This is a genomic window from Ruegeria sp. CH6, assembly GCF_056537005.1.
Genome location: NZ_JBQFQS010000010.1, coordinates 48453 through 72603 on the forward strand (window position 1 = coordinate 48453; position 24151 = coordinate 72603).

17 protein-coding genes and 1 pseudogene are annotated in these 24151 nt (G+C 56.8%); 9 read left to right on the forward strand and 9 right to left on the reverse strand.

The features are described 5' to 3' along the window. Nucleotides 1-100: 100 nt before the first annotated feature. From ACR0CW_RS17425 to ACR0CW_RS17440, 4 genes and pseudogenes are all read right to left on the reverse strand, one after another. The gene (locus tag ACR0CW_RS17425; RefSeq protein ID WP_480788757.1) at nucleotides 101-1414 is read right to left on the reverse strand and encodes an aspartate aminotransferase family protein; all 1314 of its coding nucleotides are present in this window, start codon (nucleotides 1412-1414) and stop codon (nucleotides 101-103) included. Continuing rightward, nucleotides 1411-3789 (reverse strand): GcvT family protein, encoded by a 2379-nt coding sequence (locus ACR0CW_RS17430; protein WP_480788758.1) that lies wholly within the window; start codon nucleotides 3787-3789, stop codon nucleotides 1411-1413. The genes ACR0CW_RS17425 and ACR0CW_RS17430 overlap by 4 nt, the downstream gene beginning before the upstream one ends. Further along, nucleotides 3786-5138, reverse strand: a complete 1353-nt coding sequence (locus ACR0CW_RS17435; protein WP_480788815.1) for a glycine cleavage T C-terminal barrel domain-containing protein — start codon at nucleotides 5136-5138, stop codon at nucleotides 3786-3788. Before ACR0CW_RS17435 ends, ACR0CW_RS17430 begins: the two co-directional genes overlap by 4 nt. 3 nt (nucleotides 5139-5141) lie before the next feature. Then, nucleotides 5142-6151, reverse strand: a pseudogene (locus ACR0CW_RS17440) (NAD(P)/FAD-dependent oxidoreductase); the annotation flags it as partial. Between the two features lie 47 nt (nucleotides 6152-6198). Here ACR0CW_RS17440 and ACR0CW_RS17445 point away from each other — a divergent pair. Beyond that, nucleotides 6199-6942 carry a sulfotransferase-like domain-containing protein gene (locus ACR0CW_RS17445; protein ID WP_480788759.1) on the forward strand — a complete coding sequence of 248 codons (744 nt, stop codon included), beginning with the start codon at nucleotides 6199-6201 and terminating at the stop codon, nucleotides 6940-6942. Here the strand turns inward: ACR0CW_RS17445 and ACR0CW_RS17450 are convergent. Beyond that, nucleotides 6936-8462, reverse strand: coding sequence for a trimethylamine methyltransferase family protein (locus ACR0CW_RS17450; RefSeq protein WP_480788760.1), 1527 nt, complete (start codon nucleotides 8460-8462; stop codon nucleotides 6936-6938). The two genes, ACR0CW_RS17445 and ACR0CW_RS17450, sit on opposite strands and share 7 nt — an antisense overlap. Before the next feature lie 80 nt (nucleotides 8463-8542). On the opposite strand from ACR0CW_RS17450, the gene ACR0CW_RS17455 reads away from it, so the two are divergent. After that, nucleotides 8543-9505 (forward strand): LysR family transcriptional regulator, encoded by a 963-nt coding sequence (locus tag ACR0CW_RS17455; protein WP_480788761.1) that lies wholly within the window; start codon nucleotides 8543-8545, stop codon nucleotides 9503-9505. 113 nt (nucleotides 9506-9618) lie between these two features. Here the strand turns inward: ACR0CW_RS17455 and ACR0CW_RS17460 are convergent, their stop codons facing one another. Beyond that, entirely contained in the window at nucleotides 9619-11760 is a 2142-nt protein-coding gene (locus ACR0CW_RS17460) for a 3-hydroxyacyl-CoA dehydrogenase NAD-binding domain-containing protein (protein ID WP_480788762.1), read from the reverse strand. Nucleotides 11761-11775: 15 nt separating this feature from the next. Further along, on the reverse strand, nucleotides 11776-12984 hold the full coding sequence (locus tag ACR0CW_RS17465) for an acetyl-CoA C-acetyltransferase (RefSeq protein WP_480788763.1): 1209 nt from the start codon (nucleotides 12982-12984) through the stop codon (nucleotides 11776-11778). A gap of 98 nt (nucleotides 12985-13082) precedes the next feature. On the opposite strand from ACR0CW_RS17465, the gene ACR0CW_RS17470 reads away from it, so the two are divergent. Next, nucleotides 13083-14078, forward strand: a complete 996-nt coding sequence (locus ACR0CW_RS17470; RefSeq protein ID WP_480788764.1) for an AraC family transcriptional regulator — start codon at nucleotides 13083-13085, stop codon at nucleotides 14076-14078. 8 nt (nucleotides 14079-14086) lie between these two features. Here the strand turns inward: ACR0CW_RS17470 and ACR0CW_RS17475 are convergent, their stop codons facing one another. Further along, nucleotides 14087-15244 carry an acyl-CoA dehydrogenase family protein gene (locus tag ACR0CW_RS17475; RefSeq protein WP_480788765.1) on the reverse strand — a complete coding sequence of 386 codons (1158 nt, stop codon included), beginning with the start codon at nucleotides 15242-15244 and terminating at the stop codon, nucleotides 14087-14089. After that, nucleotides 15241-15882: a TetR/AcrR family transcriptional regulator gene (locus tag ACR0CW_RS17480; RefSeq protein ID WP_480788766.1), complete on the reverse strand. Its 642-nt coding sequence runs from the start codon at nucleotides 15880-15882 to the stop codon at nucleotides 15241-15243. The genes ACR0CW_RS17475 and ACR0CW_RS17480 overlap by 4 nt, the downstream gene beginning before the upstream one ends. A gap of 114 nt (nucleotides 15883-15996) precedes the next feature. Here ACR0CW_RS17480 and ACR0CW_RS17485 point away from each other — a divergent pair, with 114 nt between their 5' ends. Genes ACR0CW_RS17485 through ACR0CW_RS17510 form a run of 6 tightly spaced genes read left to right on the forward strand, consistent with a single transcriptional unit; the run spans nucleotide 15997 to nucleotide 24094 of the window. Continuing rightward, entirely contained in the window at nucleotides 15997-17781 is a 1785-nt protein-coding gene (locus ACR0CW_RS17485) for an acyclic terpene utilization AtuA family protein (protein WP_480788767.1), read from the forward strand. Beyond that, entirely contained in the window at nucleotides 17781-19400 is a 1620-nt protein-coding gene (locus tag ACR0CW_RS17490; protein WP_480788768.1) for an acyl-CoA carboxylase subunit beta, read from the forward strand. The genes ACR0CW_RS17485 and ACR0CW_RS17490 overlap by 1 nt, the downstream gene beginning before the upstream one ends. 2 nt (nucleotides 19401-19402) lie before the next feature. Continuing rightward, complete coding sequence (locus tag ACR0CW_RS17495; protein ID WP_155147680.1) at nucleotides 19403-20197, forward strand: enoyl-CoA hydratase/isomerase family protein; 795 nt, start codon at nucleotides 19403-19405, stop codon at nucleotides 20195-20197. 3 nt (nucleotides 20198-20200) lie between these two features. Continuing rightward, a complete protein-coding gene (locus ACR0CW_RS17500; RefSeq protein WP_480788769.1) occupies nucleotides 20201-22174 on the forward strand; it encodes an acetyl/propionyl/methylcrotonyl-CoA carboxylase subunit alpha in 1974 nt (657 codons plus the stop codon). Continuing rightward, the gene (locus tag ACR0CW_RS17505; protein WP_480788770.1) at nucleotides 22175-23305 is read left to right on the forward strand and encodes an NAD(P)H-dependent flavin oxidoreductase; all 1131 of its coding nucleotides are present in this window, start codon (nucleotides 22175-22177) and stop codon (nucleotides 23303-23305) included. A gap of 3 nt (nucleotides 23306-23308) precedes the next feature. Further along, complete coding sequence (locus ACR0CW_RS17510; protein ID WP_480788771.1) at nucleotides 23309-24094, forward strand: TIGR03084 family metal-binding protein; 786 nt, start codon at nucleotides 23309-23311, stop codon at nucleotides 24092-24094. Nucleotides 24095-24151: the final 57 nt, after the last annotated feature.

Genomic DNA, 24151 nt, shown 5'->3' on the forward strand with positions numbered 1-24151 from the left:
CAAATGAAAACCAGTTTACGCACGCCGCGGGAACGGTAATCATCTGAACCGGTGGCTCATCATTCATCTACTTCGCGCAATGTGATGGTGGGCGCGAGCGTTAGCCCGCTGCTTTTTTAAACGCCAGATCCAACCCCTCAGCCACATGATCCACGTCCTCCAAGGACAGACAAAGCGGGGGCACCATACGCAGACAAGACTGAAAGGGTCCCGATTTTGACAGGATGATCCCCTGATCACGGCAGGCCTCAAAAACTTCTGTAGTCGTTTCCTTGTCGGGTTTTTTGTCGCCACGGTCGCTGACCATTTCGATCGCAAGCATCAGACCTTTGCCGCGCACATCTCCAATGGCCTGATGCTTGTCTTTGAGATCGTGCAACCGTTCCAGCAAGGCAGCTCCCACTTTACGGGCGTTATCCTGCAGACCCTCATCTCGCATTACTGATAGCACAGCACGAGCTGCAGCAGCCGAGGTTGGGTTGGCACCATATGTGTGGAACATGAATTTTTCCGCCATAGGGGCAGCAATGTGTTTTTTGGCTACTACGGCACCGATGGGAAAGCCGTTGCCCAGACCTTTGGCCATCACCACAATGTCCGGTACAATGCCATCCGCCTCAAAACCCCAGAAGTTGTCTCCAGTACGACCAAATCCGGACTGAACTTCATCGGCGATGTAAACTCCTCCTGCTGCGCGCACTCGCTCAGCAGCGCCGGACATATACCCCTTAGGCATTTCGATGATACCACCATAGCCCTGTACGCTTTCAACGAACATCCCGGCAATCTGGCCCGAGGTTGCCGAGGCTATCGTTCGGTCGATTTCATCCAGATAGGGCTGCGTGCCGGGACCGAAGATTCCGCGATACTGGTTGGGTTCCGGGACGAAGGCCACGTTGCCTGGCATTCCCGGATGGCGCCAGCCCGCAATGCCTGTGATGGACTGCGCCGCCGCCGTCGGGCCATGATAGGCGGTTCGCAAAGCCAGCAGATCCAGATTGCCTGTGTAAGTGCGCGCCATGGTCATCGCCAGATCAACCGCCTCGGACCCGGAGTTGGTCAAATGCACAACCCACTCATGGCCTTTCGGCATCGTGGCGGCCAGTTCCTCGGCGAGATGCGCGGGAGTAGGATGGTAGAACATCGTGGTGCAATGGGTCAGATCCTGAGCCTGTTCCATTGCGGCGGAAACAACGCGTGGGTGTGAATGACCTACAGAGATGCAGACGTTCATACCAAGTAGGTCGGTGTATTTGCGACCGTCCGTGTCCCACAGATATTGACCTTGGCCCTTGCGAAATACGATGGGTTCACGAAATGGGGTGAACCGGGTCAATGACGCCGCATAGTACTGATCGCGCCGCGCGGCGGTCGCGTCAAAATCCCATTCTGTGTGCAAAGCATGATCGGTCATGAAAGGCCTCCGGTCTTCAGGCGAGTGTTATTCGGGTCAAAAGGTGGTTCAGGCAGGATGGTCGCGGCACAGTGCTGACCAAGGATCGAAACAGTCAGCCCAGTGCGGGTATATGGGTTCCGCAGATATCCCAGCGCCAACACCTTGCCGGTTCGGTGGCCATAGGCGCCTGATGTGACGATGCCTAAAGGGTTGTCATCCTGCCAAATTGTGTGGGCATAGAACGGATCAACATCTTTTGCCTCAATCTCGAGCAGGACCATTTCCCAAGGGTTTTCGCGGGAAAGGCTCTCTCTTAGATCCGGTCGTACAAAAGGCTTAAGCCCGGCTTCCAGAGGGCTGCGTTCAGTCGTGAGATCGCTACCCCAGCCACGATAACCCTTTTCCAACCGCATGGAATTGGCGGCATAAGCGCCATAAAAACCCCGACCGAACGGAAGTGCAGCCTGTTCCAGCCAGTTAAACAGCTGTACCGCTTTGTTGGCAGGCACATGTAGTTCCCAGCCAGCTTCGCCGATATACGAAACACGCAGGGTGCGAACCGGGATATCTGCAATCGTGGTCTCGAGAACGGTCAACCAGGGCATATCGATCAGGTCGGGCAATACCTGCACCGCCTTCGGACCCATGACACCGATTACAGCGTAGTCCGCTGTGACATTTGAAACCTGAACTTCAAGATCTTTGGCGCAGGCGCAAATGAGATCGAAGTCGATCTCTTCGGCGGCGGCAGCGGAGGTCATGTAGGCATGTTCAGACCCAAGTCTGCTTACAGTGAATTCTGACAACACCCCACCCGCCGGAGTAAGCGCATGGGTCAGGCCAATACGGCCAGGTTTTGGAGCACGATTGGCTCCGAGTCTTTTCAGAAACTCAACAACATCAGGCCCGGTTACATCGAACTTTGAAAAGACCGAAAGGTCTGCGATGGCGACATGGTTTGAGGCGGCCTCAACTTCAGCAGCGACAGGATCAAACCAGTTCGAGCGCCTGAAGGTCTCATCTGCTGTAGTGCCGGGGGTATCCGCGAACCAGTTGGGCCGTTCCCACCCATGGGCGGCACCCATTACCGCGCCACGTTCAACCATCACTTCATGCAAAGGTGACAGCCGCAATCCGCGACCGGCGGGCCGTTCCTCGTTCGGGTAGTGCACGCCAAACTGCAGACCGAAACACTCGATCGCTTTCTCGACGCGGTATTCACGATTCGCCCATGATCCAAAGCGGCGACTGTCCACCGCCAGCGCATCCATCGGCGGGGCGCCATGGGTCATCCAATGGGCGAGGAACCAGCCAGCGCCTCCACCCTCCATGACACCCATGGAAGAACCGGTCAGTAACCATGCATTCTGCAATCCATGGGCAGGACCGATCAACGGATTGGCATCGGGTGTGAAGGTAATCGGGCCGTTGATGACGGATTTTACGCCCCCGGTTTCGAGCGCCGGGATACGTTCCATGGCAGCCAGGATAATGTGTTCTACCCGGTCCAGATCGGGCGGCATAAGATCCGCCCCGAATTCCGGCGGCACACCATCAACCGACCATACCTGTGCTTCTTTCTCGTAAGGACCCAGGATCAGGCCATCGCGTTCCTGCCGGACATACCAGCTTTCTTCCGGATCTCGGATGATTGGGAGTTCGGGCAAGCCTGCAGAGATTCGATCACTGACTGCCTGAACGGTATCTGTCACCAGATACTGATGCAGCACTGGAACCGAGGGGATGTTCAGCCCCATCATGTGCCCAATTTCCCAGCCCCAGGTGCCGGCCGCGTTGACGACATGATTGGCGTGAACCGGGCCTTTGGGAGTCTCAACTCTCCAGACCTCCGCTTCGCGACGAATATCTGTCACGGGACAGTTGCGCCAGATCGCAGCGCCACCGCGACGGGCAACCTCGGCCATTGCGTTTGTTGCCAGCGACGGATCGACGTGGCCATCATCGGGTTCGTAGATACCACCCAGCAACCCATCGAGCCTTGCTAGTGGGAACAACTCGGCGATGCGATCAGGGGTCAGTATCTCAAGTGGATATCCAGTGAACTCTGACAGCCCCGCCACGTGGCGAAATTCGTCCATACGGTCAGGATTGCGTGTGATCCGCATCGCGCCAGACCTGTGAAATCCGCAATCCCTGCCTGTCTCTGAAGGCAGGATATCACGATAGAGCCTGACCGAGGTGGCGCGCAGTTCCTGAATCGTCGGGTTATGCGCAAAATGCGTACAAAGCCCTGCGGCATGCCAGGTTGATCCGTGGGTCAGGTCGTTTTTTTCGACCAGCAACACATCCGACCAGCCAGCCTTCACCAGATGATACATCAGCGAGACACCCATCGCCCCGCCGCCGATAATCACTACCTGCGCTTTGGTCATGCGCGCATCCTTTCACCTTTGGGGTCAAACGGAGCCCGGATAAGGGGGATTGCCGGATAGTCGCGGCCAGCAACTCGGACGCGGAAACTGCGCGCGCATGTCTCGGCCAGAGATTCGCCCGGCGCAGTTTGAACCATTGCAAAACATAGGTTCAGACCAGTACGGGGTCCGCGCGCAGCCGAGGTTGTCAGCCCGACATGTCGCCCTGCTTCGTACACAGGTTCGTCATGCAGCATCAATGCATCACCCTCGGCCTGCATCAGGATCAGGCGCTGATGAAGACCATCATCGCGTTGCGCCTGCAGAGCTGATTTGCCGATAGAATCTTTGCTCCAGTCGATCGTGAATCCCAGCCCGGCCTCCAGCGGGGTTACTTCTGGCCCCAACTCGTGGCCCCAATGCCTGAACCCTTTTTCGAGGCGGCAACCGTCAAGCGCAAAATGCCCCAACGGATGGCCTCCAGCCTCTTTGAGAGCATTAAAAAGAGTTGGTGCCTCGGCGTTTGTAACCGTCAACTCCCAACCCAACTCACCAACAAAGCTCACCCGGGTGGCGCGGCATTCTACATCAGCAAGGTAGGCCTTGCGGGAATGGCCGAATGGCGTTTCCGGCAAACTCCCCAGTCCTTCCAACAAGTCACGACTGCCCGCCCCCATGACACCGATGGTGCAGAATTGCTCAGTGACATCGGCAATGTGGACACCATTCGGCAGGTTGCGGCGCAAATAGGCCAGGTCTCGAGCCCGGGTTGCTGCACCTGAGGTAAGATGGAAGGCTTCCGCTCCGATCCGAGTGATCGTTACATCCATCTCTATCCCACCGCGCGCATTCAGCAACTGAGTATAGACTGAGCGCCCGAACTCTACATCCAGCTGCGCCGTACTCAACCGGTTTAATCCCACGAGCGCTTCAGCCCCGGTAATGTCGAGCTTGGTGAACGGACTCAGATCAATCAAAGCTGTTCCTTCAGCCATGACTGCTGCTTCGGCTCGAACTATGGGCCACCAACCCTGAGCACCAACCGAATACGGTTGCGGATCGCCGTACCACAAACCACGTTCCCAGCCCGCTGTAGCGCCAAACATGGCGCCAGCCTTTGCCCAGTTGTCATGCAGCGCGGTCTTGCGTAGCCCCCGCCCGGCCGTTGGTTGTTTGTAAGGCCAATGCAGCGCGAACAGATCAGAAACAGCCTCTTCCATGCGTGCTTCCATATGGGAAGGGGTTGCCGTTTTGGGGTCAACCCGGGCCACATCTACCTCCCACATGTCCATCGACGGATGTCCATCGATGATCCAGTCCGCCAAAGCACGACCGATGCCAGCGGAGCTCATCACACCGACCGAGTTCATTCCGGCAGCAACATAAAGCCCATCTACGGATGTTTCTCCAACCAGCGGGCGCGTGTCGGCAGTAAAGCTCTCGGGGCCGTTCATGAAATGCTGGATGCCGACGCTCTCCAAATCCGGACAAAGCTCCAGCGCAGCTTCGAGGAACGGGGAAAACTGATCCCAGTCGTCAGCGAGTTCAAGAAAGGCCCGGTCGCCTTCGGGCCCGTAGGCATCCCAGCACTTTGCATTGGGTTCGAAACCACCGATTACCAGTTTGCCCGCGTCTCCCTTGATGTATATGCCGCGATCAAGATCCCGGATGACTGGGAACGGATTGGGTAGATCCGGTATGGGCTCAGTAACCACATACATGTGCTCAACAGCCTGTAGGGGAAGGGCGACGCCTGCGGTTGCGGCGAGTTCACGAGACCACGCACCGGTGGCGAGAACAACATGATCCGCCGCCAGTTGCGATCCGTCGGACAATTCCACACTGCTGATCCTACCTTTTACGACCAGCAATCGCTTGACCTGAACACCTTCGCGTATTTTCAGACCCCGATCCCGGCCGCGCGGGCATATGCCATACACAGATCGACCGGGTTTACGTTCGCATCTTCCGGGACGTATAGCGCCCCGGCGTGATTCTTGAGGTCGAGCATTGGCAATGGAACGTCCGAGGCGTTGACCACACGGGGCGAAAGGCCCTGAGTGATCCCCAGATCTGCAATCCTGTGCAACTCGTCCAGTCGCGCTTTTTCACGGGCCAACCAGTATCCGCCGGTTCGTTTGTAACCTGTAGAAAGGCCTGTCTCTGCCTCCAGCTCGGGAACGACGTCCAGCGCTGCCATAGCCAGTTTCGTCATATTCGGGGTGGCGCGCAGCGGCCCGACGATCCCAGCCGCATGCCACGATGTGCCTGATGTCAGCTGGTTCCGCTCCAGCAGAGTGACGTCAGACGCGCAACGTTTGGTCAGGTGATAACCAAGGCTCAACCCGATGGCCCCGCCGCCGATGATCAGTATGCGGCTCATGCAATACTCCGTTGACCGCTGCAGCGTCTTGTTCCAGATTTTGCCTTATGAAAATTCACGCTCTCTGGTGTCATCCGCGATCGGTCTCCACGGCCTTCGAACGTATTATGCGTGAACGAGGCGATCTGACCGTGCTGCATGAGCCATTCATGTACCATCACTATCTGACCACCACGGACAGGTTGTTTCCTGACTTTGCGCCTGAACCGGGGCATCCAACCACCTATGCCGACATTCGTGAGATGATCTGCGAAAAGGCGCAAGCCAGCCCGGTGTTCTTCAAAGATATGGCGTATTATGTCGCTGAAACGTTGCCGAAGGATCGGGACTTTGCCGGACAGATGAGCCACGCATTTCTGCTGCGTGATCCGACCGAAGCGGCGTTGTCCTATGCCCGACGCGATCCGGCGTTCACACGGACCGAACTGGGACATGAGGCGCAGCATCGCATGTATCACGCGCTGGTTTCTTTGGGGCAGGATCCGCTGGTCCTGACGGCTGATCAATTGCGAGACGACCCAGAGAAAACCCTGCGCCGCTATTGGGCGCATATCGGATTGGATTTCGCCAGCCACGCTTTTGCCTGGGATGATCGGGTACCTGCAGGATGGGAGGCCGTCAAAGGCTGGCATCGCGAAGTTTTGCAAAGCGGCGCGATACGAAAACCAACGCAAACGAATGCCGCAGACCAGCTTGCCGCGCTTGGCGAGCCTTACGTTGGAATCTCGGCCCATCATGAGCCGTTTTATGCAGAGATGCGGGAGATCGCAGAAATGCAGGCCCATCAGTAGTAATCCTGATCAGGTTTTTCCGATTTCCGCTGCGCGATATAGTCTTTCAGCGCGGCATCTATATCCGGATCAAGACTAGGATCTTCGTAATTCTGGAGCTGTTCCTTCCAGATTGTGTTGGCGCGTTTGGCGGCGTCTTTCGATCCGTCGGCTTGCCATTGCTCAAAAGAGCTGTCGTCAGGTGTCCAGGGTCGGAATAGGGCCGTCATAAAATTGGCTTGAGTGTGCTCTGATCCAAGAAAGTGCTGCCCCGGTCCCGTGGCTGCGATTGCTTCCATGGCCTGTGCATTTTCACTCAGGTCAATCCCGTCAAAGAAACGCGCTACCTTACCGCAAAGATCGTGATCGATGATCGTTTTTTCGAAGGACGTGACCAATCCTCCTTCCAGCCAGCCGGTGGCATGATTGATCAGGTTTGCCCCTGCGAACATCGACATCATCAAACCCCAGGCTGCCTCTTGCTGGCTTTGTGCGTCTGGTACTTTTGATGAACTGAGCGTTCCGACAGTGTGCAATGGCACGCCCAGTCTGCGGGCCAGCTGCCCGGCGGCCAATACCATTAATCCAGCCTCGGGCGTGCCAAATGTGGGCGCACCTGATTTCATCGACATCGTTGACGCAAAGCTACCCATCAGGCAGGGCGCGCCCGGCACGACAAGCTGAACCAGCGTCATGGCCGCCATGGTTTCAGCAAGCACTTGCGCGAGGGTCCCCGCTACTGTTGTGGGTGACATCGCCCCGGTCAGAACCCAAGGCGTGCAAGCGACGGGCTGTCCCGCTCGCGCATAGGTCTTTAACGCTCCGGACATATGGCTATCCATCACCAGCGGAGCGTTTGTATTTGAAACGCAATACAAAACCGGGTTTTCGGCGACAAAATCTGCGCCGAACAAAATACGCGCCATATCAATTGCATGGCCCGCGCGTTCGGCTCCGATAAACGCTCCCATGAATGCCCGGTCAGAGTATCGGATATGGGCGTACAGCATATCCAAGTGTCGTTTGTTGGCTGGCAGGTCGACCGGCTCACAAACAACTCCGCCAGAATGGTGAAGCCACGGCAGGCTGTGATGGAGTTTCACAAGATTGGTGAAATCATCGAAGGAGGCGTAGCGCCGCCCCCGATCCAGATCATGGACGAAAGGCGGCCCCCAAGACGGGCACAAGACAGTTGCGTCTCCGCCAAGTTGCACATTGTTCGCTGGATTCCGCGCATGCTGAACAAATTCGGACGGAGCAGTGGTTGTGATCTTGTTGCGGCAGAACCCCGGGGCGAAACGCACCCTTGTCCCTGAAACATCGCACCCCGCGTCGGCAAAAATCTTCAAAATCTCTGGATCGTCCTGAAACTCCATCCCGGTCTCTGCCAGAATGCGATCGGCATTGGCTTCAATCTGCTCCAATCCCGCTTCGCTCAGAACATTGAACGTCGAGAGTTTTCGCATGACAAACGGAGTACGAGGCTCGGCTGCGGGGGCTCGTTTCGCATCTCGGCGCTTATGTCTTCGTTGACGTTCCATGTGCGCAACGTCGCAGCCGGATTGACAGTTTCCAATCATATTCGCACAGTATTAGGTATTCTTATACTAATGATGATCTCATGCCCGACCGTCGAACTCTATCACCTGGCCTGATCCGCTCTCTCGAGGTCTTTATTGCTGTCGCCGAAACTGGGCAAATGCGTTCTGGCGCACGGTTGTTGGGCCTGTCCCAACCCGCAGCTTCGCAACATATAGCCGCGTTGGAAAAGGCCTTTGCCACCCAGCTGATTGATCGCAGTGTTCGGCCAGCACGATTGACCCACGCCGGAATGCGGCTGCACAATCGAGCCCAGAAAATTTTGCATGCCCTTTCCGATATGGAATCTGAACTACGCCACATTGGGGAAGGCTCTATCAATCTGCTGCGCGTGGGTATTCAAGCTTCGATCGCTACCACCTTGACGCCGTCGCTGGTTACGCTGGCCCAACAGGAGTTTGGGGTCGAGGACATCACCCTTCACGCAGGACAGAGTGGCAATCACGAGCATCTTCTCCGCACAAAACAGGCCGATCTTGCGATAACCTCGAACCCGTTCCTCGATATGGACGGGCTGGAGCGGCATCACATATTGAAAGAAGACTACTTGCTGGTTCTACCCGCTGACTATGACGGCCCAACAAGCAGCCTTGAGGCGATCCAAAGAAAGCTACCTTTGGTTCGGTTTAGAGATACAACAAACGCGGGCCGCCAGATTGCCCAACATCTTCGCAGGCTGCGGTTTGAACCGGATAGAGTGATTCAGGCCGATCGCTCGAGCATGGTGACCTCCTGCGTGGCTGCAGGGCAAGGTTTCAGCCTTTTGACGCCAACCCTGTTGATTGACGGGATGGTCGAGAACATGCAGCTTCGCCTGCTTGAGTTGCCGGTGGTTGGTCTTTCACGTACGCTGACTGTTGTCGCCCGAAAGGGGGAACTGCAGAACTTACCGAAAGCAATCGCCGCGTTGTCCAAACAAAAGCTGACACATCATATTGCAGAATATGTCGGGAAGATCGGATCCCAGAGTGTAGATCGTTCTTAACTGGTGCATCGGTCTCACCATGGAGTATCGGATATTGATCTAAACTATGCACGCAAAGAAGGGCGAGGCGCATTGTCAGCACCCCGCCCCCTTTGTTGTCTGATGATTTAATACTAGCAGAACTCCACTTGATCTGCTGCGTGTTTCTTCAGGATATCAGGTGGTGCAAAGCGGTCGCCGTATTTAGAGGACAGTTCTTCACACCGGGCCACGAACCGGCCCAGCCCGTAGGTGTTGACGAATTGGATGTATCCCCCGGTATGAACAGGGGCGCCGATGCCCAGGATCGAACCAACATTGCCGTCCGCGACTGAACGCAGCACGCCTTCTTCCAGACAGCGCAGGGTTTCCAGGATAGCCCGGAACATGATGCGGTCCTGAATGTCCTGATCAGGCAGGTCTGACCCCTCTTTGCGCCACGCTGCTAAGCCTGACCAGATTTCCTTGCCATCGGCAGAATAGTCATAGAACCCCTTGCCAGCCGCTCGGCCGGGTCTGTCATGCTCAGCAACCAGTTCACGGACCAATTTGCGGGCGTCAGGTGTCACCTCTTCTGTCGGATCCTGAAGGCCCATCTGTACTTGCGTGTTGTAAATGTCATCTACAAGCTTCAACTGTACCTCATCCAGCAAAGAGAGCATTCCGGTTGGCATACCCGTCAGGCGCGACAGGTTGTCGACGCGCAACGGATCCTGCCCCTCCGCCACCAGTTGTGCGGCCTCAAGCATCTTTGTGCCAATGGTACGCGAGGTGTAGAACCCGGTCTTGTCGCCTACGATAATCGGCGTCTTTTTGATTTGGCGTGCAAAGTCAAAGGCCCGCGCCAGAGTCTCGTCCGAGGTCATGTCGCCTGCGATGATCTCAAGCAACGGCATCTTGTCGACGGGCGAGAAAAAGTGCAGCCCAACGAAGTTTTCCGGCTTACCCGCCTCTCCCGCCAAACGCGTGATAGGTAACGTCGAGGTGTTTGATCCCCAGAAACCGCCTTCGGCCAGCAGTTCCTCGTGTTCGGCCAATACTGCATTCTTGATGTCGATCTTTTCGAAAACCGCTTCGATGATCAGATCGCATCCTTTGACTTCTTCGGCCTTGTCGGTCGGCGTGATCAGCGCCAGCACCGCATCCCGCTTCTCCGGCGTCATGCGCCCTTTATCGACACGCTTGTTTAACAGCATTTCGGTGTAGGCCTTGCCACGTTCCGCAGCCTCAAGCGTCATATCCTTAAGTACAACTGGAATACCTGCCATCGCCGCCGAATAGGTGATGCCCTGACCCATCATACCAGCACCCAGAATGCCGAGGCGTTCCACTTTTGAGCGTGGGACATCCTGCGGGCGTGACGCTCCGCCATTAACCTTGTTCATGCCAAAGAACAGTGTCTCGATCATGTTCTTGGTCGGAGCCAGCGGTGTCAGCGAAGCAAAGCGGCGGCTTTCGTAGCGCTGAGCTGTATCGAAATCGATACGACCCGCGGCCTCGGTCATTATGTCCAGAATGCGCGTTGGCGCGGGCATCAATCCTTTGGTTTTTCTGAACAACATAGCCGCAGCGCCTGCGATGCGCGGCGCATTCTTGGGGGATGCCGACGGGCCGCCGGGGATTTTGTAGCCTTTTGTGTCCCAGGGCTGTGTCACTGCTGCTTCGTCTCCCTGAACCGACAGGATGTACTCCTTTGCGCGGTCCAGCAGCTGATCCGGGGCAACGACCTCATGGATCAGTCCCGCGGCCAATGCCTTTTGTGGATTCACCTGACGACCTTCCAATAGGAAAGGCATCGCGGCTTCAAGGCCCAACAGCCAGGTCAGGCGCACCGTGCCACCACCACCGGGCAGCAGGCCCAGCGTGACCTCAGGCAGACCGATCTTGGTTTTAGGGTTCTCCGCAGCGATGCGATAATTGCAAGCCAGGCAGATTTCATAGCCACCGCCAAGCGCCGCACCATTGATTGCAGCGACGACAGGGACCGGCAATTTCTCCAGCCGGCGCATGACAGCTTTGGTGCCTTCCACGTTCTCAAACAGGGCTTCGACCCCATCCGGACTGATGGATTTCAGCATGTTTAAATCGCCACCGGCAAAAAACGTTTCCTTGGCCGACGTCCAGATGACACCCTTCAGATTGTCCTCGGCTTCGATCTTATCCACGGCTTCGCGGAACTGCGGCAGAAAGGCGTCGTTCATCGCATTTACGGGACCGTCCATGTCCATGGTGACAGTCACGATGCCATTGGCGTCTTTTTCATATGCAAATGCCATAGATCTGATCCTTCCTTACACGCGTTCGATCAGGGTCGAGATACCCATGCCACCACCAATGCACAGCGACAGCATTGCGCGTTTGGCGTCACGCCGCTCCAGCTCATCCAACATGGTCGAAACCAGCATCGCGCCGGTTGCTCCCAGAGGGTGGCCCATGGCGATTGCGCCACCGTTCACATTGGTGATCTCATGATCGATACCCAAATCTTTCATGTAACGCATGGCGACCGAGGCGAAGGCTTCGTTAATTTCCCACAGGTCGATATCGTTTACCGTCAGTCCGGTCTTATCCAGACATTTTTTTGCAGCCGGCCCGGGACCCGCCAGCATGATGACCGGGTCTGTAGACACCATTGTGGCCTGCACGATGCGACCGCGCGGCTCCAACCCCAGATCCTTGCCTGCCTGTTCCGACCCGATCAGAACCGAAGCGGATCCGTCCACGATGCCCGAAGAGTTGCCGGGTGTATGAACGTGATTGATGCGCGCTACTTCGGGGTATTTTGACAGGGCCATGTCGTCATAGCCATAGCTGCCCATGGCCGCGAAGGACGGGTTCAGGGCGCCCAGCTTCTGCATGTCGGTGTCGGGTTTGATGAAATCATCCCGCTCCAAGATGATCAGGCCACCTTCATCGCGAACCGGAACCACGGATTTGTCGAACCAACCACTGTCACGTGCGTGGGCAGCGCGGCGCTGGCTTTCTACTGCAAAAGCATCAACGTCCTCTCGGCTGTAGCCGTCGATGGTAGCGATCAGATCGGCACCTATGCCCTGCGGGACGGCCCGCTGATCCATGATCATGTCAGGGTCCAGATACATCGCACCACCGGATGACCCCATGGGTACGCGGCTCATGGATTCCACGCCACCTGCGACCATCAGGTCCTCTTGCCCGGCGATGATCTTAGCGGCTGCCGTATTCACCGCCTCCAGCCCGGACCCGCAGAAGCGGTCCAACTGTACGCCCGACACGGATTCGTCCCAATGTGCAGCTTGCACTGCGCCTTTGGCGATATCGCTGCCCTGATCGCCCACGGGTGAGACACAACCCAGCACCACATCACCAACGCGACTGGTATCCAGATCGTGACGGCTCTGCAATTCGCGCAACAGTCCTGCGGCCAGTTGGACGGGTTTGACCTCATGCAGTGTTCCGCTGGCCTTGCCACGCGAACGCGGCGTGCGGATGGCATCGTAGATATAGGCGGCGTTCGCCATTAGGGACCTCCAAACTCTATTCAGCGCGCAGCGTGACAGCCAGATAGGCAGGCAACAATGATCTGGTGATACAAAAAAATAGACATTATCTTACATGAATGGCGGTTCTCATTCCGGCGGTTTTTGCTGTTAATCTACTACAGGGTGTGACGCGGCGCGGGGGCGATCCCGCGGCTATTCTAAGACATGCCGGATTAGATAGTGCGGCGCGTCCAATATCTCATCCAGACTTTGTCAAACTGGTCCGCACAGTCACGCTGACACTCGATGATGAACTAGGGGGGTTGCAGGAACGGCGGCAGCGCATTGGAAGCACGGCCATACTTGCCGCTCACGCAAGTCACGCCGAGACCTTGGGTGATGCTTATCGTCGAACAGTCCAATTCATGGACATTATAGACAATTCATTCCGCTACACGTTTCGCGAAGAGGGTGAGAGCGCCATATTCGAGATGGTGCGCATACCCGGGCGAGTGGTGCTCAACGAGCTTGCGGTTGAAATGATCATGGTACTGGTCAATCGAATGCTCAGTTGGCTGGCGGGCAATAAAGGCGCCGTCAACCGGGCCTGGTTCGACTATCCCAGCCCGCCCCATGCGCCGATCTATCGGGCGATGTTCATGCAGGCGCCGGTACGGTTCGAGCAATCTAGCAGCGGTCTGGCAATCCCGCGAAACCTGATGAAATTGCCGCTTGTACGCACGGAAGAACAGGCCATGGCATATGCCCGGCGTACGCCTCTGGACGCTTTTTTACCGGTGGACGGCACCACAGGCCTGGCGCTTGAGGCCGCACTAACCATTGATGCAATTCTGACCCGTGAAGGCAGACTTGCGGATATGGACGAGGTCGGTCGCAACCTGAACATGCCCAGCCACAGGTTGCGTCGGAGTCTGAAGCTTGAAGGCGTGGATTATTCGGACCTGCGTAAGCAGGTCCGGCGCGATCTGGCTGTACGTTTGCTGACAACAACGGATCTGTCCATCGAAGTTATTGCGGCGCGCGCCGGGTTTAGTGAGGCCAGCTCTTTTATTCGTGCCTTCAGGGGATGGACTGGTCTGACACCGCGCGCTTATCGCGTCTCAGACCTCTGAACTTACAACTATTGGCCTGCTAGGCCCATCTGTCGCACCGCCAGATCGCGCATGATCTCTTCCGAACCGCCGCCTATTGCCATGATTTTGATCTCGCGCCAGACACGTTCGACCGGGTTGCCCAGCATGTAGGCCGCACCGCCAAAAACCTGCATCGCCTCGGAGGCGACAAATTCCAGCGATTTTGTCGCCTGTACCTTGGCCTTGGCTAGTTCTGCAACGGGCATCAAGCCTTGCTCAATCGTCCAACAGATGCGCTCGATATATGCCTCGTTCATATCGATCCGGGCAGACATTTCCGCAAATTTGTGGCCGACCACCTGGTGCTCAATCAGCCGTTTTCCAAAGGTCTCGCGTTCGCGTGCCCACGCAAGCGCGCTGTCGTAACACAGTTTCATCATGCCCAGTGAAGCAGATGTCAGCCCCAACCGTTCAAAATTGAAATTGTTCATGATCGCGATAAAGCCTTTATTTTCAGGCCCCAAAAGCGCGTCCACATCAAGTTCGCAATCGTCGAAATGCAATGTCGCCTGCTGCGAACTATGCCAACCCATTTTGCCACCCAGCGGGGTGCGGCTGAAGCCCGGTGCATCGAAAGGAACAAGGAACAAGGAAATCCCGGCTAGTCCCGGACCCCCGGTGCGGGCGCCAATCACAAACCATTCGGCATCCATCCCACCGGTGATGTAGGTTTTTTCGCCGTTCAGGATCCATTTCCCGCCTTTGAACTCGGCCCGGGTTTTGATATTGGCCACGTCCGATCCTGCGCCGGGCTCTGTTATGCCAAGGGCAGACATCATTCGCCCGCCGATAATCTCCGGCAGGACCGTTTTCTTGAACTCTTCAGATGCGAATTGTGCAATCGGGCTGATCGAGATCGTACGACCACCTACCGCCGCGCCGATACCTGACGCGCCACATCCAAACAGAATTTCGCTGTAGTCATGACGCATGAACGTATTGTCGAAACCCAAGCCGCCATATTCTTCATCGATTCCAAAACCAAAGACGCCAAACTCCGCGATTGCAGCATGCAACTCCCAAGGAACTCCGCGATCCGCTTCCCATTGTTCTATGTGAGGCTTGATCTCTGCATCAACAAAACGCCCGAAATCGCGCCGAAAAGCCGCCCGTTCGGGCGTCATGAAGGGGGATGACATTGTCATTCTACTTCCTCAATCTTGGCGTTGTCCGGGGAAACAACGCGAAGCTGGATTTCCATCATTCGCGCAAACCGTCCCATCATCTTCGTCAGATATTCTGGTGATGAAACGAATTTTTCGTGCAACAAAAGACCGCGTAAGAAATTCCGGGAAATGCTCCACAGCAATTCGGTGTCGTCTCGGTCACCTGAAACGCTGGCGTACTGACTGGCGATGAGGTTCAGGTTGGATTTGTCCCAGTCCTTCAGGCTCTGTTCGAGCAGCCCGAACAGGTCCGCATCAGTTCGGCATGCAACCAGAATCTCGACGATCGCACGACCGCCCGAAGAGTTTACGATGTTGCTCCAGGAGGACATGATCAGATCATAGACAGGCGGGGGAGTGCTGCCCTGCTTCCAGATCGGGCTCTGCGCATTGTCCAAAAGCCGCATTGCAGTCGCGGCAACAAGTGCTTGCTTGGTCGGGAAGTGATGCGTGATGGCCCCGCGCGAGATGTCCGCCTTGGCTTGGACCTTGGCGAAAGTTGTCTCGGCATAGCCAAGTTGATCCAGACAAGCGACCGTAGCGTTGCAGATTCTAGCCTGCATATCCCGAGATCGTTGATCCTGAGCCTTGGGCTTTTTGGATGTTGTTTCCGTCATGTTCCGTGGCGTCGTGTTGGCAGATCACTGTTGACCGATGTAATCGACAAATCATAAAAACAGAACAGTCGGTCTGTAAAGTGCGGAGTCACCGACAGGCGGGAGAGACGTTACGTGAAGCATTCTCTGCGGATCGGAGGGGCAAGCGGGTTTTGGGGTGATGCGCCCCACGCCACACGGCAGTTGTTGCGCGATCCGGATCTGGACTTTCTGGTCTATGACTATCTGGCAGAAATCACCATGTCGATCATGGCGCGTGCTCGCCTGAAGGATTCGGAAAAGGGATATGCTGTGGACTTTGTTTCCGAGGTCATGGCCCAAAACCTGAGCCGGATCGACGAACTGGGCGTAAAAGTTCTTTCGAACGCGGGTGGTGTCAACCCGATGGCCTGCGCCAACGCCTTGCGCGCTGAAATTGCTGAGCTTGGGCTTAACCTGAAGGTAGCGGTAGTCGAAGGTGATGATTTGCTGCCGCGTGCGGCGGAGTTTGCGGATCGTACCGAGATGTTTTCCGGAACTCCGATGCCCGCAGTCGAAAAGATCGCGTCCATCAACGCCTATATCGGTGCCGGCCCGATAGTGGCCGCGTTGAAAGCTGGGGCGGATATCGTCGTTACAGGGCGATGTGTTGACAGTGCCCTGACGCTGGCGGCCTGTATGCATCACTTTGGGTGGGGCCAGGGTAATCATGATCTGCTGGCAGCAGGATCGTTGGCGGGACATCTGTTGGAATGCGGCCCTCAGGCCACAGGTGGAAATTTCACCGACTGGAAACTGGCCGGCGATATCGCGCAGATCGGATATCCGGTTGCCGAGATCAGTGCAGATGGTTCGATGGTCCTGACCAAGCCCGAGGGCACCAACGGATGCGTAACACCGGCAACTGTTTGCGAGCAGATGCTGTATGAGATCGGTGATCCGCGTGCGTATATACTGCCGGATGTGGTTTGCGATTTCTCAGAAGTCAGGATGGAACAGGCGGGGCCTGACCGGGTGGCGGTGACGGGTGCCAGAGGGCGCGCACCAACTGGACAACTCAAAGTGTCGGCGACTTGGGTTGATGGCTATCGTGTTGGTATGACTTTCCTAATCAACGGTCGCGAGGCCCGCCAAAAGGCCGAAGTTTTCGCTCAAGCCGGGCTTGATCGTGCCCGCGCCATACTGAATCGCTTGGGCGCCCCCGACTACCGGGAAGTGTCATTCGAAGCATATGGCGGGCGGCCCGGTGACAGTGACTACGAAGAAATTTCATTCAAGGCGGCCGTAAAACACGATGATGCTCGAGCAGCGGGCCTGTTTTTGCGCGAAATGACCGGAGCAGCTCTCGCTGCTCCGCCGGGTCTGCACATATTCACCGGGGGAGGACGCCCCAAACCTTCGCCGGTCGTTGCCTTGTTTTCATTTTTAGTTCCCGCGGTCACGCTTTCCTACCGTGTGACCCTGGAAGGGAAAAACATCCCCTATCAACAATCTGAAATCACTACGAATGAACCAAAACTTATCAAAGGAGAAGTTCCTGAACCCGCAGAAGCGGACGTGATGGATTGGGTGTCTTGTCCGTTGGAGGAGTTGGCCTGGGCGCGTTCGGGGGACAAAGGTGACAAGGCCAATATCGGTATCATCGCAAGACACGCAGCCTACATGCCTTATATCTGGTCTGCGCTGACAGAGGAAAAAGTGTCAGCCGTTTTCTCTGATTATCTGTCCGGCGAAGTTGAACGATTTTATCTGCCCGGCACACATTCCATGAACATTCTGCTGCACGAAGTTTTGGGTGGAGGCGGCATCGCGTCTCTGCGCAACGATGCACAAGGAAAAAGCTTCGCCCAGCTTCTGCTGGCCACACCGGTCAGAATTCCGGCGCGGCTGATCGCCAATTCCGAGCAAGGAGGTATCTGATGGGCTTTGTAAGCCAGGTCGTCCGCGACTCTGAAACCTATGCAAAGAACCGAGCCGACATGCTGGCTCTGGTCGATGAGATGCGCGCGCTTGAGGCGCGGCCCGTGGCCTTGTCCGAGCAACGCCGCGAACGGATGGAAGCCCGTGGTCAGATCACCCCACGCGATCGCCTTGCACATCTGTTGGATCCGGGGATGCCATTTTTGCAGTTGCACGGATTGGCGGGGTATTGCGTCGACAGCAACGATCCAGAGAAATCAGTGCCGGGCGCATCGCTCATTATCGGGATCGGTTTCATTTCCGGTGTCCGATGCATGATTATAGTCGACGACGCCGGGATCAAAGCTGGCGCGATGGTCGAGATGTCAGGCGTGGCATTCCTGAGCGCGCAGGATATGGCGCATAAACAGAACTTGCCATTTGTGCATCTGGTCGAAAGCGCCGGTGCGAACCTGATGGAGTACAAGGTCGAGTTCTGGGCCAACGGCGGAAAACTGTTCCGCAATCTGGCCCGTCATTCTGCTGCTGGCCTTCCCAATGTTGCTGTGTTGCACGGACCTTCAACCGCGGGCGGGGCTTATATGCCGGGGCTCGCCGATTATGTGGTGGGCGTAAAGCAGAACGGTATGGCGGCTCTGGCTGGTGCGGCGCTGGTTTATGCAGCTACCGGCGAGAAGGCTAATGATCGCGATCTGGGCGGGAGCGAGATGCACGCCACCACCTCAGGGCTTGTAGAGTATCTGGCTGAAGATGACGCGCACGGGGTCGAATTGGCGCGAGACGTGATGGCGCGGCTGGATTGGAACAAGTCTCTGCCTCTGAGGCGCATTAAAACGGTAGAGCCGCCCAAATACGACCCGGATGAGATCGCCGGTGTCGTCCCAACCGATTATCGCATTCCCTATGATGTTCGCGAAGTCGTGGCACGTATCGTGGACGGTTCGGATTTTGAAGACTTTAAACCGGGCTACGGTCCGGCAACCGTCTGTTTGCAAGCTGCGATCAACGGTATCGCCGTAGGCATCCTCGGTAACAATGGCCCGCTGGACCCAGCCGGTGCGAACAAGGCCGCTCAGTTCATCCAGCTTTGTGGCCAGGCAGACATTCCGTTGATTTTCCTGAACAATATAACTGGCTTCATGGTTGGCACCCAATACGAGCAGGGTGGCATGATCAAACACGGGGCCAAGATGATCCAGGCCGTGACCTCGGTAGATGTGCCCAAAATCACACTGTACATCGGCGCCAGTTTTGGGGCGGGCAACTATGGGATGTGCGGATACGCTTATGATCCGGATTTCCTGTTTGCATGGCCAAACGCTTCTACCGGAGTGATGGGGGGTGAGCAGGCTGCCGGTACGATGGAGATGGTCGCTCGGGCAGGGTTCAAACGAAAAGGGATCGAGCCGGACGAAAACCAACTGGCGGCGCAGAAGGCAGCAATCACGGCACATTTCACCAAACAGGAGAACGCGTTTTACACCTCAGGCCGCTGTATCGACCACGGTGTCATCGATCCACGCGATACGCGGCGCGTACTGGGATTCTGTCTTGAAACCTGCATTGAGGCGCGTGCGCGAAAAGTCAAACCCAGCACCTACGGCGTCCACAGGTTCTGATCATGCTGCCACAATCTCAACATCTTGAGCTGGAACAGGATGGTAGTTGGCTGACCGTCTGGTTCAACGAGCCTGAACGCCGGAACCCCCTGACAAATGCGCGGGTGGATGCCCTGCTCGACTTGTGCGCGGCGCTGCCAAACGCACCGATACAAGGCGTAACATTTCGCGGGCGCGGAGGAATTTTTTGTGCCGGCGGCGATCTGAAGTCCTTCAAATCCAGCTTTGACGGCTCGGCATCGCAAGATGACATAGTCCGCCTGAGTCTGCGGGCTGCCGATCTGTTCGACGCGGTGGCCGCTCTGCCACAGTTCAGTGTCATGGCTGTTGAAGGCGCTGCAATGGCTGGTGGACTCGGACTGACCTGCACCGGGGATATGATTGTCGCAAGCGAAGGTACACGGTTCAGCCTGTCCGAAACACGCATCGGACTGACCCCTGCGCAGATCGCACCATTTGTAGTGACCCGGCTGGGCATGCCCGCTGCGCGGCGACTAATGCTGACAGGCGCTACGGTTAATTTGCAAGAGGCTAAACGCCTGGGATTGGTGGATCGGGTTGTCGCCCCTGAGGAGATGGACAACGCGATTGAAGAAATTCAGGCAATGACCCGATCGACAGCGCCGCAAGCCATGGCCGCGATAAAACGGCAATTGATTGAGATGCCGTTTCAAACCCGGGAACAGCAGCGACAGATGGCAGCAAAGAGTTTCGCCGAACGATTGCTGTCGGACGAGGCGAAAGAAGGCATTTCGGCCTTTTTGGACAAACGCAAACCCAATTGGGCAGGGGGTTGAGCAATGGTATTCGATACACTTCTGATCGCCAATCGCGGGGAAATTGCCGCACGCATCATCCGGACCGCGCGATCGCTCGGTCTTCGGACAGTGGCTGTTTATACGACCGCGGACGCCACGGCGCCGCATGTTGAACTTGCTGATGAGGCGATTTGGATCGGAGACGGACCCGTTGGCGAAAGTTATTTGAAGGGCGATAAGATCATCGCAGCTGCCGAAAAAACGGGGGCTGGGGCGATCCATCCGGGATATGGCTTTCTGTCTGAAAACGCAGAGTTTGCCAGATCGGTTGAGGCCGCTGGACTGATCTTTGTCGGTCCCGACCCCGAAGCAATCAGGTTGATGGGTGACAAGGCTGACGCCAAACGGCTAATGCTCTCTGCAGGCGTGCCTTGCGTACCGGGATATGAGGGCGAGGATCAGTCCGAAGCCGTTTTGGTCAAAGCCGCGGACAAGATTGGATTTCCCATCATGGTCAAGGCAGCAGCTGGCGGCGGCGGGCGCGGGATGCGGCTGGTTCACGACGCTGGTACTTTGCCCGATGCAATCGCGTTGGCGCGATCCGAGGCAGAAAATGCGTTTGGTTCTGGTGAACTGATCCTAGAAAAGGCGATTACCGACGCCCGCCACGTAGAAATACAGGTCTTTGCCGACACACATGGAAATGTGATCCATCTGGGCGAACGGGACTGTTCGGTTCAGCGCCGTCACCAGAAGGTTGTCGAAGAGGCTCCTTGCCCGGGGATGACATCTGAATTGCGGGCAAAGATGGGCGCGGTCGCCATTGAGGCTGCGCGCGCGGTGAACTATCGCGGAGCAGGCACTGTTGAATTCCTGCTGGATGCTTCGGGGGCATTTTATTTTCTTGAAATGAACACCCGTCTGCAGGTGGAACATCCGGTGACTGAAATGGTCACCGGTCTTGATCTTGTGGCAATACAGATCGCGGTTGCTCAGGGCGAAGCTCTTCCGGTTTCGCAAGAGGATGTGACCCTGAATGGCCATGCGATGGAAGTGCGCCTATATGCCGAGGATCCGGTCAACGGCTATCTGCCGGCAACGGGTCCGATTGAAATCTGGCAGCCTGCGACCGGACCCGGAGTGCGCGTGGACGCAGGCATTGAAACCGGGCAGGAAGTGTCTCCGTTCTACGACCCGATGCTGGCCAAAATCATCGCGCATGGACCCACCCGCGAAACCGCGCGAGCACGGCTGATCAGGGCGGTAAAGGAATCCGTGTTACTGGGCACGGTGACGAATTCGGCATTCCTTGTGGATGTGCTGGGGCAGGGTGCTTTCACCAGCGGCGATGCGACAACAACCTTCCTTGATCGCATCTATCCCGAGGGTTTCCCCGCTTATCAGACCAGCGGGCGCGACGCCGCTTTGGCACTTGCCCTGATGCTCGAAGCCGACCAAGCGCGTGCTAAGGATGCGGCGGGTTACGTCTCATGCGATCAGCTCGGTTGGTCCAGCGCCGCCCTTTTGCCGTTCAGGGTAAAACTGGTGTGTGGTGAGGATGAATTTAGCACTCGTGGCTGTGCGCATCCGGAAGGCTGGATTGTTTGGGTTGGAGAAGACAAGTTCGATGTTGCTGTCGTAGACCGCTCGGACTCCAATATCCGAGCGCGCATCAATGACCAGACCGTAGATGTTGTGGCCCATCTGACACGCGACTTGGTCCAGTTCGCCATCGGTGCTGAGCGCCTGAAGTTTCGACGTCTGCGCCCCGGTGCTGTTGACGAAGCAACCACAGCCGGGTGCCGCGTAATCGCTCCTATGCCGGGTGTGCTAATCGAAGTGAACGCGGAAGCTGGCCAGAACGTGGCCAAGGGCGACCGGCTGGCTGTTCTGGAAGCGATGAAAATGCAGCATCAAATCACGGCGGCCGTAGACGGTGTGATCACCGCGGTCCACGTCGAAACGGGTCAGCAGCTAACCTCGGGCGATGTGATGATCGAGATTGAGGAGACCTAGATGAATTCCGATCTGTGCCGTCGACTTGGGATCGAGTTCCCGCTGTTTGCGTTCAGCCATTGCCGGGATGTTGTGGCGGCAGTATCGCGCTCGGGAGGCATGGGCGTTTTCGGGGCGGTCTTGACGCCACCGGACAAGTTGAGGACTGAATTGGATTGGATCGACGCACATTGCGGCGGCAAACCTTATGGTGTGGATCTGATCGTTCCGACGTCGATGCAGAAACAGGGCGATCCGGCCCTCAGCGGGCAAGATCTGCTTGCCGCTCTGCCGGAGACACACAAGCAGTTCGCCAATACCCTGCTAAACGATCACGGCGTTGGCCTTGACGGTTTGGACGACGCCCGCCTCGATATGATGCACCTTTCCGACAACATGAACGCCACCGGTGCCGAAGCCATTCTGGACATCGTGTTTTCATATCCGATCAAGCTGATCGCCAATGCACTGGGGACGCCTCCGCCAATCATGATGGAGCGCGCACAGGCTGCTGGTGTACCGGTTGCCGCTCTGGTTGGTTCGAAAAAGCATGCAGAACTGCAGGTGGCTGCAGGTGTTGATATCCTTGTAGCTGCCGGTGGTGAAGCTGGTGGTCATTGCGGGGAAGTGTCGACCATGGTTTTGGTGCCCGAGGTCGTCTCGGTGGCGAACGGCACCCCTGTGCTGGCGGCGGGGGGTATTGTGAATGGCGCGCAGATGGCCGCAGGAATTGCAATGGGCGCTGCGGGCGCCTGGTGCGGATCGGTCTGGTTGACAACAGCCGAGGGCGAACCTCCACAGCAGATCAAGGACAAGATGCTGGCAGCGACATCAGCCGACACCGTGCGGAGCCGTTCACGCACCGGCAAGCATTCCCGCCAACTCAAATCCGCTTGGACGGATGCGTGGGAGGCTGATGGGCCGGATCCACTTGCGATGCCCTATCAGTCGCTGGTTTCAGAACCGGCTTTGCGCAAGGTCGAGAAACTGGCGCAGTCCGGACATGAGGGGGCGGAGAAGCTCTCGACTTACTGGATCGGACAGGGGGTCGGTCTGATGAACCAGGTAACCTCGGCTACGGCAGTCGTTCAGGAATTCAAGCAGGATTATCTGGCCGCTATCGACCGTCTGAATTCAACGTTGGAGGGCTAAGCAGTGCAACAGGCAATGGATTTTCTGGAGGAAAGCGACGCTTTGCATGCGGTTTTGGCAGATGTATCAGGCGATCAATGGGAAACTGTAACCCAATTCAAGGGATGGACGCTGAACGATGTGCTCGTGCATCTGCACTATTGGAACCAAATGGCCGACCTGTCCCTTAACGATCCTGACGCCTTTACCGCCCGAATTGGGGCATTGTTCGCCAAGGCCAAGGTTGAAGGCCTGCGCGCGGCAGAGAATGAGGTGATCTCAGAACGCGGGGCAGAATTGCGCGCGGCCTGGCGGTCGCTTTATACCGACATTGGTGCACGTTGGGTGGATCTCGATCCCAAGCATAGGGTGAAATGGGCGGGTCCGGATATGTCGGTTCGTTCCTCAATTACTGCCCGGCAGATGGAGACTTGGGCACACGGTCAGGAAGTGTTCGACATTCTGGGTCTTGTGCGCAGCGAGCATGATCGTATCAGGAACGTCGTTGTGTTGTGTGTGAACACTTTTGGTTGGGCCTATAAGGTCAATGGTCGGTCCGTTCCCGATGCAATGCCGCGATTGGAGTTGACCGCCCCATCAGGGGCAGTTTGGGAGTTTGGTGAGCCGGGTGAAAACAGGATTACAGGCTCTGCCGTAGAGTTTGCCCAGGTCTCGGCTCAGACACGCAACATCGGGGATACTTCCCTGAAAGTGGAAGGTGCAATAGCGACGGAGTGGATGTCGATCGCTCAGTGTTTTGCGGGTGGGGTGGAAAAACCCCCTGCTGTGGGTACGCGTCACCGATCCTAACGCCAGAATCGTTGTTGGCTGGCCGTGATTGTTGGAGTCGCACGGTTTAGTGGGCTC